Source organism: Paenibacillus sp. Z6-24 (genome assembly GCF_054161335.1).
Window position 1 is genome coordinate 2,960,207 of record NZ_CP096398.1, and the last position, 14,165, is coordinate 2,974,371.

The 14,165-nt window shown below is 47.2% G+C and carries 13 protein-coding genes; 3 read left to right on the forward strand and 10 right to left on the reverse strand.

Annotated features, from left to right (window positions below; translation table 11 throughout):
- Positions 1-138: 138 nt before the first annotated feature.
- The 4 genes from hrpB to M1D61_RS12735 all read right to left on the reverse strand — a co-directional run bounded on the left by hrpB (position 139) and on the right by M1D61_RS12735 (position 5,359).
- Complete coding sequence (gene hrpB / locus M1D61_RS12720; RefSeq protein WP_458118933.1) at positions 139-2,721, reverse strand: ATP-dependent helicase HrpB; 2,583 nt, start codon at positions 2,719-2,721, stop codon at positions 139-141.
- Between the two features lie 105 nt (positions 2,722-2,826).
- Entirely contained in the window at positions 2,827-3,198 is a 372-nt protein-coding gene (locus M1D61_RS12725; protein WP_046214439.1) for a DnaJ family domain-containing protein, read from the reverse strand.
- Between the two features lie 293 nt (positions 3,199-3,491).
- Entirely contained in the window at positions 3,492-4,295 is an 804-nt protein-coding gene (locus tag M1D61_RS12730) for an SDR family oxidoreductase (RefSeq protein ID WP_458118934.1), read from the reverse strand.
- Positions 4,296-4,564: 269 nt separating this feature from the next.
- A complete protein-coding gene (locus M1D61_RS12735) occupies positions 4,565-5,359 on the reverse strand; it encodes a hypothetical protein (protein WP_458122591.1) in 795 nt (264 codons plus the stop codon).
- Positions 5,360-5,827: 468 nt separating this feature from the next.
- On the opposite strand from M1D61_RS12735, the gene M1D61_RS12740 reads away from it, so the two are divergent.
- Complete coding sequence (locus tag M1D61_RS12740) at positions 5,828-6,067, forward strand: hypothetical protein (protein WP_017813140.1); 240 nt, start codon at positions 5,828-5,830, stop codon at positions 6,065-6,067.
- A gap of 423 nt (positions 6,068-6,490) precedes the next feature.
- Complete coding sequence (locus tag M1D61_RS12745) at positions 6,491-6,844, forward strand: winged helix-turn-helix transcriptional regulator (RefSeq protein ID WP_046214442.1); 354 nt, start codon at positions 6,491-6,493, stop codon at positions 6,842-6,844.
- A gap of 186 nt (positions 6,845-7,030) precedes the next feature.
- Here M1D61_RS12745 and M1D61_RS12750 read toward each other — a convergent pair whose 3' ends face one another.
- Both M1D61_RS12750 and M1D61_RS12755 read right to left on the reverse strand, forming a co-directional pair.
- A complete protein-coding gene (locus M1D61_RS12750; RefSeq protein WP_200897679.1) occupies positions 7,031-7,174 on the reverse strand; it encodes a hypothetical protein in 144 nt (47 codons plus the stop codon).
- A 385-nt stretch (positions 7,175-7,559) separates the two neighbouring features.
- Positions 7,560-9,026, reverse strand: a complete 1,467-nt coding sequence (locus M1D61_RS12755) for an aldehyde dehydrogenase family protein (RefSeq protein WP_458118936.1) — start codon at positions 9,024-9,026, stop codon at positions 7,560-7,562.
- 757 nt (positions 9,027-9,783) lie between these two features.
- Between M1D61_RS12755 and M1D61_RS12760 the strand changes: the two genes are divergently transcribed.
- Entirely contained in the window at positions 9,784-11,031 is a 1,248-nt protein-coding gene (locus M1D61_RS12760) for a replication initiation protein (RefSeq protein ID WP_458118937.1), read from the forward strand.
- Positions 11,032-11,616: 585 nt separating this feature from the next.
- Here M1D61_RS12760 and M1D61_RS12765 read toward each other — a convergent pair.
- The 4 genes from M1D61_RS12765 to M1D61_RS12780 all read right to left on the reverse strand — a co-directional run bounded on the left by M1D61_RS12765 (position 11,617) and on the right by M1D61_RS12780 (position 14,029).
- The gene (locus M1D61_RS12765; protein WP_458118939.1) at positions 11,617-11,985 is read right to left on the reverse strand and encodes a nuclear transport factor 2 family protein; all 369 of its coding nucleotides are present in this window, start codon (positions 11,983-11,985) and stop codon (positions 11,617-11,619) included.
- A gap of 81 nt (positions 11,986-12,066) precedes the next feature.
- Positions 12,067-12,447 carry a hypothetical protein gene (locus tag M1D61_RS12770; RefSeq protein WP_458118941.1) on the reverse strand — a complete coding sequence of 127 codons (381 nt, stop codon included), beginning with the start codon at positions 12,445-12,447 and terminating at the stop codon, positions 12,067-12,069.
- Positions 12,447-13,337: an NAD-dependent epimerase/dehydratase family protein gene (locus tag M1D61_RS12775; RefSeq protein WP_458118942.1), complete on the reverse strand. Its 891-nt coding sequence runs from the start codon at positions 13,335-13,337 to the stop codon at positions 12,447-12,449. The genes M1D61_RS12770 and M1D61_RS12775 overlap by 1 nt, the downstream gene beginning before the upstream one ends.
- Before the next feature lie 74 nt (positions 13,338-13,411).
- A complete protein-coding gene (locus M1D61_RS12780) occupies positions 13,412-14,029 on the reverse strand; it encodes a hypothetical protein (protein WP_458118944.1) in 618 nt (205 codons plus the stop codon).
- Positions 14,030-14,165 lie beyond the last annotated feature (136 nt).

Genomic DNA, 14,165 nt, shown 5'->3' on the forward strand with positions numbered 1-14,165 from the left:
TTACCTCCTATTGTTGACTTATGCAAGCCTTCGTGAAGATGTTGTAACTTCCAAGATTGGTACATAACTGTACATGTGGTCCTGTCTATACTTACCCGTACAGGGATTCGTTCAAACTTCTGCGCATCATGTAAGCATCTACTGGCGCGGTTTGACCCGGCTCGTCGCCTGGGCTTCCAGCGGATTATCCGGCCAATAATGCTTTGGATAGCGTCCTTTGAGATCTTTTTTCACTTCAAAATACGTATTCTGCCAGAAGCTCTCCAGATCATTGGTCACCTGAACCGGTCGGCTCGCCGGAGAAAGCAGCTGGATGGTCAGCGGCACCCTCCCGCCAATCAACGGGGTAGATGTGCAGCCGAACATCTCCTGCAGACGTACGGCGATCGACGGACGATCCGGATCCGTATAATCGACCGGAATACGAGACCCGCTCGGCACCTGAATATGGGTAGGAACGAGCTGGTCCATTCTCTGCCTCTGCTCCCAGGTGAGACGGTTCGCCAGCAGTTCGGCCGGATTCAGCTTTCTCACTTCCGACAGACGCCGCATTCCCTGTAAATAAGGCAGCAGCCATTCGTCCGCTTCCTCCAGAAGTTGCTGTTCCTCTGCAGATGGATAGTCAGGATCAACCCGATGCATAAATCCCATCCGCTGGCGCAGCTGGTTGGCCGGGCGTGACCACTGGAGCACTGCAAGCCCTTGTTCACGAACAGCTCCCAGCAGCGCCTGCTGTACAGCTTCTGCGGAAGGTGCTGGATCATTGACTGCAAGCAGCTCAATCGCTCCCAGCCGTGTGATTTTACGTGCAGATACGGATTCCCTCCCTGCCTCATAAGTCACTTCCTGAACAGTCTGGATGTGATCACCATGAATCTGGCGGATCGTCTGTTCCCGGATGCCAGCAGCCAGCAGAATCCTACTCTCACTGCCGTTATCATCCAGCTCGGCAGCGACCAGATAAGCCGAGGCTGCCAGATATTCCGTACGTCCGCGGCTGGCTGGGATAGAAGCGCCCCGCCCCAGACGAAGCAGGAATTTACCATCCCCCCGGGCTTTGGCAATCCGATCCGGATACGCCAGAGACAGAAGAGCACCCAGCCAATCATCATTTCGCTGATAGCCGGTATTTTCAGCAGACGGACTCTTTTCTTGCTCCACAGAACGAGCAGTATGGTCATCCTGCAGCAGTTGACCCAGCTGTCTATGAAAACGGTCTGCCCATTCCCTGATCCGCCCAATTGTATGATGATCTGCAGTATAACTGCCTTTGCCCTGTAATGCTTCCATCCTGTGTATCAGATCAATACCAGCAGCTGCCGGGGACAGTATATCCCGTTCCTGCAGCAGAGCAGCCAGTTCACATGCTTCCCGCTCCATCTTCCAATGTGCAGCCCGCAGAATCATGTGACCAAGACGAGGATGCGTACCCAGCCGTGCCAGACGGCGACCGTGTCCGGTAATTCGTCCATCCGGATGGAGTCCTTCCAGCTGCTTCAACAGTTCGACCGCATGATCATAGGAAGCTGTCGGCGGTTGATCCAGCCAGCTCAGTTCCTGTACCGAAGTTCCCCAGGAAGCGACTTCCAGTGCCAGCGGGGCCAGATCACTCTGCATAATCTCGGGAGTACGGGCTGCTATCAGCCGCTGATGCTCTTCTCTACTCCACATTCGGTAACAGACGCCGGGACGCTGCCGTCCCGCCCGGCCGCGGCGCTGGTCTGCCGCATCCACTGATACCTGCAGCGTCTCCATCCGCTCCATACCTGTACGCGCCGAGAATAGTTTCGTACGCATCAGACCGCTATCGATAACGATATTGACACCATCCACCGTGACACTCGATTCGGCGAGCGAGGTGGCCAGTACAATTTTGCGGCGATCGGCGGGTCCCGGCTTGACCGCCAGATCCTGCTGTTCCGGCTTCAGTCCGCCGTGCAGTATGACGATGTCTGTTTGCCTGAGCAGTGGATCACCGCTTTTTAGCAGTTCGTCGTATACGCGCCGAATCTCCCGCACACCCGGCAGGAATACCAACGCGTGACCTTCATGACGATGCAGCGCCCGGAATACAGCAGATGCCATTTTCTGCTCCATCCTTCCGGGAGCACGGCGATACAGCGTATAGGCGGATTCCCCCTCTTCATGGATCGTTTCTACCGGATAGCTTCGGCCAGCGCTGGACAGAACAGGTGCACCCCCGAGCAGTGAGGATACCGGCTCCGGGTCCATCGTCGCGGACATAATCAGTATTTTCAGATCTTCACGCAAAAGAGACCTGCTTTCCAGTGCGAAAGCAAGTCCAAGATCCGCATGCAGATTACGCTCATGAAATTCATCAAAAATAATTAGTCCCGCCTGTTCCAGTGAAGGGTCATGCTGAAGCATACGTGTCAGCACTCCTTCAGTCACCACTTCAATCAACGTACGCGGACCTACACGTGTATCCAGAGCGACGCGGTAACCGACTGTCTCTCCGACCCGTTCTCCCAGCGCAGCCGCCATATACCGTGCAGCCGAGATGGCGGCCAGGCGTCTTGGTTCCAGCATAATGATGCGGCGGCCTTCCAGCCAGGGTTCATGCCGCAGTGCCAGCGGCAGACGCGTCGTCTTGCCGGCTCCCGGTTCTGCAGTCAACACCGCAGAACCGGACTGTGCCAGCGCATATTTCAAATCGGGGATCAGATCATCCACCGGTAAGTGTACAGATTCATTCAGCATTGGAGTTCCTTTCCGATCAACAGGGTGAAAAACAGTTGTGCCAAGCGAAACAGCATTTATAAATCCACATCTATAGAGCGGATCCACATTTATAAATTTGTCAAATTACCGCCCGGTCAGACGCTTGCGGATTTTGCTCTCGTAACGTCCATAGGATGGATTATCCGACCATCCGTTTTGCGCGGTGAGCATATTCAGGCGAAGCGTCTTCTCATCCAGCTTCCTGCGCAGCTCCTGCCGCTCGCCATCATGCTGACAAGCCGCAATCAGATCGGTCAGTGTGAGCATTTCCTGACGAAGAGTCAGTTCCTCCGGCATAATACCCGCATTTTTCATAATTTTATAGGCAGCCCGCAGTTCCTCGGGCACATGAGACAGATCTTCCAGCTCCAGCGGTTTGCCTTTGCCAGGCAGATCGTCGAATTCTCCTTTTTGCATCGCTTCTTCAATCATCTGATCTGCTAACCAGGATAGCATATCTCCATCTCCTCTCGGCAGTCATGGAATAGCGTAATGTCCGAATGCGATGCACAAAGTTTAATCTCATAAATGAGGTTCATGTCCATACCATAATAATGACCATGTCTCTTATAGTGATGTTCAAATCTCATTCATATGCATAACGAACGACTGTCTATTCCTATCTTTAATTATACATGATACGACTCCAAATATTGAGCCTAAACGCAAAAAAGGAAGCTCCCTCTTGGCAAGCTTCCTTTTTTAACCAATTATGTGTATACCGTTCTGTGAACAAATTTTCTGTTATTTTAACAGAGCAGGGATTCCGCGCCATCAATTACGATCTGTGCGCCTGTAATATGGGAAGCTTCACCGGACGACAGGAACGTAACCAGATCCGCTACATTATCAGCTGAGCCGGATTGACCTGCCAGCGGCTGTCTGCCATTCGGGAATTCAATCGGAATCGCGATTTTCTCAACGGTTTCATTACGTTCAGTACTCTGATCGATATTGGTCGAGATCGCTCCCGGACAGATAACATTGACACGTACTTTGAACTGAGCCAGCTCCAGCGCTGCCATTTTGGTAAAAGCAACCTGTGCGGCCTTGGATGAACTATACGCGGACATTCCGAAGCTTGCAAACGTGGTATTGCCATTAATGGAACTGGTGACTACGATACTGCCGCCTTCTTTTTTGAGGAAAGGAAGCGCATACTTTACAGTAAGGAATGTGCCGCCCAGATTGGTATTGATCGTACGCTGCCAGTCTTCGTAGCTGATCTCATCGATAGGAGCAACAGTACCGTTAATGCCTGCGTTGGCAAACACAATATTCAGTCCGCCAAAATGCTCGGCACCTTTCTCAATAGCATGTTTGACCTGTTCTTCATTAGCAATATCTATCTCGAAAGCGAGTGCGGCATCGGCACGGATCGCATTGATCTCTTCTTCAGTCTCCCGAATTCGTTCCGGTGACAGATCACAGATGATGACATTGGCCCCCTGTGCAGCAAACTTCAATGCTGTAGCCTTACCAATACCGGAGCCGCCACCGGTAACCAGTGCCGTCTTGCCTGCAAAACGGTTAGATTGAACTGTGGATTCCATATTATTCACTCCCTCACATATGTTATTGGCCATTTGCTAATTAGCTTGCCACAACAATTACCCACATGAGGCCAATAAGGAATCACTTTAATATATATTTATATACAGTTGTATGATGGAAATGACAAAACCGGACAGTAAAAGAGCCTGTCCGGTCGGATAATACTTCTCGTATGAACGTTCTGACACTCTTGTAATAAAGAAAATCTTCGATGTATTTTTTTGGTCACTGACTGTTTAGCTTATCAACTCTGCGATCGAATAAAGTCCTAGACCGATTCGGGCTGCTGTACCCAATCCAGCAGCATTTGGCGAAAATGAATTTTGTCGGCCGGGACCGCAATCATCCAGTCTTCTTGATCCAGGTTGCTTCGCCGTACAATCCAGTTCGTATCGTCATCAGCCAACAAGATGGCACCTTTGCGTTGCCAGTTCTCTTCATCCCAGTAGGAAAATTGAACTTCTGCATACAGCCGGTTCTCCGATAATACACCGGCAAACAGCCTTGAGCCTTCCAGGTCTCCTGTCATCTTACTCAGCTGGTTCATTAACTGGTGATTACGACGAGCCTGTTTGTTCCGTATATAGTCATCAAACCATTGACCGGAAAAAGTCAGCGCCGGCATCTCATTGGCCGGGTATGTGTTCAGATTCATTTGTTCCATTACAAGACTGCACGCTTCGGTCAGCGTCCCCATCGATCGCAGTGTATAATGTCCGGGCAGATCATTATCCTGTCGAATCTCGATCACTCCGTCACTGCTGAAATAAGTATGGCTATCATAAAGCTGCTTGCCTGACTCTGTCTTGTACTGATAACGAAGGCAGCAACCGCGCTTGTAAATCCCGTTAAATAGATGCGCACCTGCTGATGCCCGGGTGACCAGAGATTCAAACTGCTCTGCACTTAGACAGCCTTTTTGCAGTAACGACACAGCGACCTGTTTCCAGCTTGCGGTCAGTGTTCCTGTATCCTGAGATGGAAATGGATTATCTCTTCCCAGAATCCGGTCAAAACCCAAAATGCCAGCCAGAAAAAACATCTCTTTATCTGTCAGTGTCAACGTTCTCTCATTAAATGAGTTAAAGGCGAACATATGGCAGTTCTTCTCCCTTCAATATTGACATGTAAGCTTTTATATCTATATAAAAGGGTAATCATGTTTATATAATAGTATTTAAAGGTTCTTTGTGCCCATTTAAATGTAGCACTATAGACTTAAATTTGTCAATTATAGTTTAAACAATATCTAGCATTTTCTATATTCTATCTTCTAACTATGAATAAATGATTAATTACTTATTGACCAAACATAACAGGATTATTCTGCCGTTTTGAAAATTTTGTGTCCTGGAGGCTGATTTTTGCTGATGTTTTAGGTGAATATCAGGTTCCTTTAAGTTTTCTTTAAGGAAAGGATATTACAATAATCTCAAGTTAACGGAATACTATATCTATTTTCCTGAATGATAGACTTATGATCACTTGCCGTTAACTAGGAATGACTTACAAATAGATGAGGTGATTAATAGTGAAAACGACAATTCTGTTAGAAAGCAAAATCGTTCCGGTTTACTTTAACGCCGATAATACACAGCCCGTATCCAAACTTCTCAGACTATTACGCAGAACCATTGAAAATAAAGTGATTAACGGCAAAAAAATGATTAAAAATTGTCTGGATACCGTAATCAGTATCGAAGTTATCGGATCGGAAGCCATTTTGCATACTTACCGTGAAAGTGATACGTTAGCCTTATCACTTTACTAAAATCAATTACAGACATAATGAACATGTTCACTACAAAACATCAAAACAGAAACTTGGACGGGCCTGGGAACCGGAAATTGATTTTCCGAACGGCCCTTTCTGTTTTTAGACAGGATTTTGGATGCTATTGATTACTATCACTTCTATATTTCTCCTGTTGATACAGGATAGAATAAAAGACCGGATTCCTGCTGAATAGAGTCTATTCAGCAGGAATCCGGTCTTTTGGTGTCAAATGTATACGTATTAAAGTAATATGTATTTCACTCTATTGCGTCATAATCAATTGATAACAAATTAACTTTAAGTAATTTGATAGCTTTTTATAAGAAGGATGTATAATGTTATTATATTACCAAAAGGTTAGTCTGTATCAAATATATATTATATGTTATAATAGGTTTAATAAAAGAGGTGATATAGATGGATACATCAATGCTTTGTCCCCGATTTGAAAAAGGGATGCAGATTTTAAGTAAACGTTGGAATGGTCTTATCATTTATCAGTTGCTGAATGGTCCCCAGCGCTTTTGCTCAATTCAATCATCACTTCCTGTAAGCGGTCGTCTTTTATCCGAACGTCTCAAAGATCTGGAGCATGAAGGAATGGTTGTTCGTCATGTCTATCCGGAGACTCCTGTACGTATCGAATATGAACTGACCGAAAAAGGATTGGCATTGGAAACTGTCATCCGTGGTATTCAGGATTGGTCCCAAGCCTGGATCCAGCCAGGGGAACAGCAGGCAGAATGCGAATATACTCAAGCTGCCAAGTAAACAAACCATAGGATAACAAAAACATCCGGCTCCTCCCATGAGGAAAGCCGGATGTTTTTTTGCTACAAAAAATTAGTGTGCTCTATGATTTTATTTATCCTGTGGATGCCGGTCAGGTATCGCAGTGAAATTAATTGGAGTGAATATTGCAATCAGATAATGCCTATTACAGCAGGTTCGTGATCACTAGCTAACATATTGTGTGTTTTTACCGGCTTCCATCTTTTCCGCTCTGCGGATGCGAATAATGAACAGACGCAGCAGATTCGTACGCGTATGTTCGTCGGCATTCCGGCTCAGCTTTTGCAATATAAAACGGTCTATTGACATGCCTGCTCACTCCCTCTCAAGTCGCCGGATAGATGTAGTCTGGTATCTTCATGGTAAAATGTTCCGGTATCCATTAATAACCTTTTCCCACGGCTTCTAAACCGCAATAAACGCTATTATATCGTATTTATCCGGTGAATCTTTTGTAACTATTTGTCATCCTTTCCTCATTGATTCTACCTGCTTCAAATCACTTCGTATGTAGTAATACAGCGATATTATGGCGGTTAGGTTATTGGCTGATTTGCCCATAAAAGGCCTACCCTCTCGCTGCAGAGGATAGGCCGGGACAGAATGATCGGTGTTATTTTATAGGATTCTGAATCTGCTGCATCCGATAGAATCAGTCAGACTATCCGCCTATATTGTTCTATTCCTCGTTCATTTAGAAGAACTTGCGATATTGATGCTGAATGCTGATCCAGCGAGTGCGGGTGAACTTCTCAATCGCCCATTCACCGCCAAAACGTCCGACACCAGAAGCTTTCTCGCCGCCGAACATGACATGTGCTTCATCATTCACCGACTGGTCATTGACGTGAATCATGCCGGTCTCCATCTGCTGGGCGACCTGATAGCCGCGTTCCAGATTGGTAGTAAATACCGAACCGCTCAGTCCATAATCACTGCTGTTCATAATACGCAGGGCATCTTCTTCCCCTTTGGCGCGAATCAGCAGGGCTACAGGGCCGAACAGCTCTTTCTGGGCTGCTGGGTTATCTGCTGCCACTTCACTCAGCACGGTAGGCTCCAGCACACTACCGTCTGCTTTGCCGCCATACAGCAGCTTGGCTCCGGCTTGTTGGGCTTTGTCGATCACGTCAAGCAGACGCTCTGCTTCTTTCTCATGAATCAGCGGACCGACAACGGTTTTCGGATCGGAAGGATCACCGTATTTCAGCGTTTTGACTTTGGCTACAAATTTATCGGTAAAGGTATCGTAGATGGAATCATCCACAATAATCCGATTGAGCGCCATACAGATCTGTCCCTGATGGAAAAACTTGCCGTATACGGCTGCATCTACCGCCCGGTCAATTTCCGCATCATCCAGCACGATCATCGCGTTATCTCCGCCCAGTTCCAGCGCTACTTCCTTCAGATTCTCACCAGCCAGCTTGCCGATGCCACGGCCGACTTCTGTCGAACCGGTAAAGGAAATGATTTGGGGAATGGGATGAGCGACAAACGCATCACCAATCTCACTGCCGCTGCCGCTGACAACGCTCAGTACCCCTTTGGGCAGACCAGCCTGATCGAAAATGTCTGCAATCAGCAGTCCGGCTGTAATCGGCGTATCCGAAGCTGGTTTGATCACCACGCCATTACCGAGCGCAAGCGCCGGAGCAACGGTGCGCATACACAGATGCAGCGGAAAGTTCCATGGGCCGATCATGCCCACTACACCCTTGGCTTCACGAATGACTCGGTTCTCCTTGCCTGGAATATCCGAACCGATAATGTCACCTTTCATTCGGTAAGGGAATGAAGCAGATTCTTCCATAACCCGGCGTGCAGCAGTCCATTCGCGCTCGGCTTTGATTCGCGTGCTGCCAGCTTCGGCGATCAGCAACTCCACAATCTCTTCCTTGCGTTCATCCATCTGGGCAAGCGCTTTATAGATGACCTGGGCACGAACGCCAAGCGGCGCTTTAGACCATTCTTTGCCTGCTTTGTAAGCGGTCTGATACGCGAGATCCAGATCTTCCTGACTGGAAGCTTTCATTTCGACGAGCAGTTCTCCGTTATATGGGTTTATATCCTTGACGGTTTTATCAGACGAACCTTCGACCCACTCACCAGCGATAAACTGTTTATTCCATTTGGCAAATTTGGATTGTAAAAGTGTCATATGTTGTTCCTCCCTGTAATCAACGTGCGAATAAGTATCAGAAACACAACGATGATAACAATAAGTTAGTATATTACCGTTTTGCTGTTCCTCTATATTGTTACCCGTCTCTTCCTGCGAACAAACATGAATTTGATATTCAATATTTTGCATATAATAATTCGGCCATGTACGGATAGCGGATAATGGTGAATTTCTTTAATATCTGGACAGCTGTGAAATCGGACAAAAATAGGGTGATGGACCGTTTCAATTGTCGAACTTTTGTTTTCGCTTGTCATTCTCCTTTTTTCAGCTGTTTTCTTTAGCCGATCTATCGTTTAATCGGACAAAAATAGGGTGATCGGGATGAATAGAGTGGATTAGGCCCTACTTTTGTCTGTGATACCCTAGAAATGTCTCCTTATACCCTAAAGTTGTCTGTCTTCGCCCTATTTCTGTCTGATTAACCACCCTTTTTTTGTCCATGCTTTGCCCTCTTCCTGTCCATGGTCAACCCTAAAAAAGTCTCATTTTACCCTATTTATGTCTGGGACAACGCTTGTAAGTCCTTTATCTATAACAGTTCAGAGCGATCTAAAACAAGCAAAAGATTTAAAAGATATTAAAACCATGTTTATAAAACAGGAGAAAACATCACAAAGGGATGATGTCCTTTTCCTCCTTTCCCCAATTCTGATCTTTCACTCTGCTTTATCCTATTCTTATCCTTCACCTTGCTTTATAATGAGCCTATGATTCAGATACGGAGGCTTACATGCGGAAAAACAGTCTTGTCACCAAATCCAATAATTTGATCGAAACGCCGCTTAATCTGGGCGTTGTGGAACTGCGTATTATTTTTGTACTTATCAGCACGATCTCTCCCAATGATGAGGAGTTCAAACCCTATCGCTTCAAAATCAGCGACTTTGCCAAACTAATTGGCGTGAAAAATAAAAATGTGTATCAGCAGATCAAGGATTATACATACAGCCTGATGTCCCAGCCGTTCTATGTACATGACAATCTGCAGGTCACCTGGCTCGCCTCGGCGGAATATTTTCCGGGAGAAGGCATGATTGAAGTGGAGTTCTCCCCCAAGCTCAAACCTTATCTGCTGCAGCTCAAGGAGAAGTTCACCACCTACCGGCTGCAGGATATTATCAAGCTGAAAAGCGCCTATGCGATGCGAATCTACGAACTGCTCAAGCAGTACGAACGGATCGGCACACGGACATTTACGATTCAGCGGCTAAAGGAACTGCTCGGGGTCGAGGAGCTGTACCCGGTCTATTCCGATTTCAAGAAGCGTGTCATAGTCAAAGCTCAGGAAGAGATCAACAAGCATACCGATATCAAAATCGACTATATCGAAATCAAATCCGGGCGCAAGGTCAGTGAAGTGAAATTCATTATTACGTCCAAAGCGCCGGAGAAAAAAGCCACCCTGCTGCCGAACCGGGAGACAGCGGCAATTGCCCAGCCCAACACTTCCCAGCAGCTGGGCAGCCTGTTAAAGTATGAATTTGGTCTTAAACAGCCGGCGATCCAGCCGATCCTGGCCGAGTATACGCGCGATTATATTCTGGAGAATCTGGAGAAAGTAAGGCAGGATGTGCTGCGCGGCAAAGTGAAGGATATTCCCGCCTATACGATGGCTGCCCTAAAAAATGATTATCGCAGTCCCAAAACCGGTCTGCAGGCTGAACAGGAACGAATGCAAGAAGAAAAACATGCGCAAAAACAAAAAGCGATCGAAGCGGAAAGTTACTACAAAGCACTTTCCCAAAAAGTCGGCGATTTTATTGGCCGTCTGTCACCGGCAGAGCTGGAAGCTGAACTGTCCGGGCTCAAAGCAAGTGTGAAAGACAAGGATATCGATATTATTGACGAGGATGCGACCGATCCGCATCGTATGACAGGAGCGTATTTCCAGCAGTTTATCCAGAAGAAGTTTTTCGCAGACTATACCATGGAAGTGTATCGGAGCGAACAGGCGCAGCATGTGACATCTGGAGATTAATGAACCACTACTACGAATAAGATTGGTGAGACGACTGTTCACCTTTAACAGTGGCTGTATCGATCAGGCAGAGCGATGGCAAAAGGATTCAAAAACCAGTAGTCTACTCTGCTGGCAGCTATTAAAACGTTCAACAACAGACTGGCAACAAGAGTGGGCAGATTGTCTGATCGTCTGCAATAAAAAGAGCGTACCCCTTGCGATGGGATACGCTCTTTTTGCGCTTAGTAATAGGTGTTGATTAATATTCTGCAGTTAATACCGTTCGTCTATGCGTTTATTAAAAGAGTATGTCCAGAAATAGACTGCTGTATAACAATATCGCATGGTATTTGAAAAAGAAGCCATTTAACTATTGCCAAAGCATTTAATGAAATAAGACAAAAATAGGGTACTGTGGCAGCAGTTGATTGAACAGCAATTTGGGAGATATCAATCTACCCTATTTTTGTCCGTTTGTCTTCATTTCGTTGCTATTCTGTTCTGCTGTCTATTTTCTATTGCTGCATAATGGGCAGATGACCCTAAAAATGTCGTAGTTCACAATCCGGCTTTTACATATATATGGACATTTGTTTTACAGGATTAGGCTTGGACCAAACTGCAGTGTCCAGAAATTACCTTTGCTTTGTCCGCGTTTATCAACCAGATTCGTGTGTAGCACATTTCCTCCTGGATTGGATTTCCGCTGGCATTTCCCTGCAGTGCAGCCCGTGTGATCGTAACAGCGGCACTTTCCAGGATCGTGACCTTTTGCTCCAGAAATTCAATAGTGGTAAAGTCCACTACTCCAGAGCGATGAGCTTCCAGATCATCTGTCTTGGTCAGTATTTGCCCGAAATGATTCACAAAGGCAAGATCATCATGAATCAGCTCATCAAGAGCGTTAACATCACTTTGCAGCATGGCTTGGCGTAATTTTTCTTCATAAGACACAATCAGATATTCCTTCATCACTTTGATCTCCTCTGTAAATTAATATCGAATGTGCTGTGATTCATCGATTGAAGCTCTACTTTCTCAGTCTTCTGCTGTCTATTTATCTACTCTCATCTCCACAGCAGCAATCTCCAGAAGCGGCTGTTCGCTCCAGCTGTTGAGGAAAGAATAGATCGACATACTGTCCAGCATGTCCTGGGCCAGTTCGCCGGTCTCCACATCTGCCAGCAGAGCCTCACGGATATGCGGCTGAGCCAGGTGAACCGGACGGGTGGTCATCCCGCCGATCTCCTGACCAGCTGCACGCCGTTCCCATACGCCTGCGGTTTGTTCAAATGTGAACACTGCTGCTGCGCCATTTTCTGTTCTGAAATAGATTTTGGCTTCTTCAGGCAGCAGGGTGATGGATTCGATAATTCCGTCCACCAGCGGTACATCCGCTGCGAACAGTTCTTGATGGATACTTTGTTTTCTCATTATGTTTGTTCTCCTCTCTCCTCTGCCGCAATCTGGCTGACCAGCAGCGGGAACCACTCGGACAGCTGGCGGAAGCGGAATCCCGCCTTGTAGGCTTTGGACGTATCCATGATCCATGACGATGGTACACCGAATGGGGATTGCTCGCTCTCTTCGGTCTTGCTGCGGACGATTGCTTTCACCCCGGTCTCCTGTTCGATCAGAGTCATCATTTCCAGCAGTGTCATTTCTCCGTCGGAACGGGCATTGACCGGACCGGTCAGCTCCGAGGATAATCCCAGCCAGTACAGGAATTCGGCCGCTTCCTGTTCATGGATAAAGTTCATGCGAGCAGCTGGGTTGGGTATACCGATCACTTCGCCGCGCTGCACTCTGCCTACGTGAAAATGAAGTCTCTTCGTATAATCATTTGGTCCCAGCACAATCGGGAAGCGGACGGCAGCAGCAGGGAAATTAGCCTGCTGGAAAAAAAACGCCTCCACCTGGCGTTTGCCTTCTGCATAATCCGGCTTGGCTTGCGGGTCAAACGGATGATGGTAAGTATCCACCTGTTCCTCATGCAGCACCTGTTCTCCAAAGTCATAGACAGACAGCGATGAAGTTACAATGTATCGTCCCACCTTGCCGCTGAATACCGAGCAGGCATCCATGGCTTCCTGTGCGTTGTAACAAATATTGTCATATACGATATCGAATTCCTGGCTGCCTACGGCCTGCTGAAGCGCCTGCATATCCGTCCGATCGGCTATTAGACGCTGTACGCGGTCGCCGAATGAATCTTCGGTCTTTCCGCGCGTAAGCAGTGTTACGTTGATTCCTTTGTCCAGCAGCAGTTCAACCAGATCTCTACCAAAAAAGCGGGTGCCGCCAATTACCAGTACATTTTGCATAATGTAATACCTCCTGTGTTCATGATTAGTCGTCGGGTTATTCTCCTGCTATTCTAATCTTTAGTCTTTAATCTTTAATGATGATGCTTTTGCTCGGTAGGCAGTTCCAGCTGTTTGTGTGCGCGCCATACGAGGGTGAGCATCAGGATGTAGACGACCAGGTTCAGTATGACGTAGATTACGCTGAATATGCCGGATACGAATGTCCATGTGTTGGGATCGGTTGTATTGGCGAGCAGGCCGGACAGCAGGGCCAGAACAATGGTTACCTGGCAGTAGATGAATAAGCGCCAGCGCTTTTTGGCAGTTTCCTGCAGATTGGATTGATACTGTTTGTCCGCGATCTCGCCGATACCGATGCACAGATAATAGATCATATATGTCTCGGGTATGATCACGATCAGTGTCAGCAGTGTTCCCCACCAGGGTTGGCTGAGTGCCGTTGTACCGGCGGGAATGAACATCGGAATCAGGGACAGTACGAACAGGATCAGCGCACTGATTTTGCCTTTGGTGAATAAAGGCTGGATCGGCTCTAATCTCTGAAACCCGATATAAAACAGGACATAAGCAATCAGCATTGGGATGCTATCGATCCAGCTGCCGACCAGACCGGACGTGCTGAATGCCGATGTAATCAGTGCCAGCACCCACTGGCATAAAAACCCGTAAAAAAAGTATAAAAAACTCATCAAGTCTCTCCTCTCACCTGTACATCTGTGTCTAATCGTACTGCGGTCCATCTATCTACGCGCTGTATTCCCCGCAAAGGGAACGTCATGCAGACAGCTGTACGGCAGATTGATCTATGTACGAACGTTATTATCT

Coding starts and splice junctions, on each gene's coding strand:
- M1D61_RS12775 (WP_458118942.1), bottom strand. CDS start 13,337: ATGCAAAATGTACTGGTAATTGGCGGCACCCGCTTTTTTGGTAGAGAT.
- M1D61_RS12725 (WP_046214439.1), bottom strand. CDS start 3,198: ATGCTATCCTGGTTAGCAGATCAGATGATTGAAGAAGCGATGCAAAAA.
- hrpB (WP_458118933.1), bottom strand. CDS start 2,721: ATGCTGAATGAATCTGTACACTTACCGGTGGATGATCTGATCCCCGAT.
- M1D61_RS12765 (WP_458118939.1), bottom strand. CDS start 11,985: ATGAAGGAATATCTGATTGTGTCTTATGAAGAAAAATTACGCCAAGCC.
- M1D61_RS12750 (WP_200897679.1), bottom strand. CDS start 7,174: ATGTCAATAGACCGTTTTATATTGCAAAAGCTGAGCCGGAATGCCGAC.
- M1D61_RS12770 (WP_458118941.1), bottom strand. CDS start 12,447: ATGAGAAAACAAAGTATCCATCAAGAACTGTTCGCAGCGGATGTACCG.
- M1D61_RS12730 (WP_458118934.1), bottom strand. CDS start 4,295: ATGGAATCCACAGTTCAATCTAACCGTTTTGCAGGCAAGACGGCACTG.
- M1D61_RS12755 (WP_458118936.1), bottom strand. CDS start 9,026: ATGACACTTTTACAATCCAAATTTGCCAAATGGAATAAACAGTTTATC.
- M1D61_RS12745 (WP_046214442.1), top strand. CDS start 6,491: ATGGATACATCAATGCTTTGTCCCCGATTTGAAAAAGGGATGCAGATT.
- M1D61_RS12760 (WP_458118937.1), top strand. CDS start 9,784: ATGCGGAAAAACAGTCTTGTCACCAAATCCAATAATTTGATCGAAACG.
- M1D61_RS12780 (WP_458118944.1), bottom strand. CDS start 14,029: ATGAGTTTTTTATACTTTTTTTACGGGTTTTTATGCCAGTGGGTGCTG.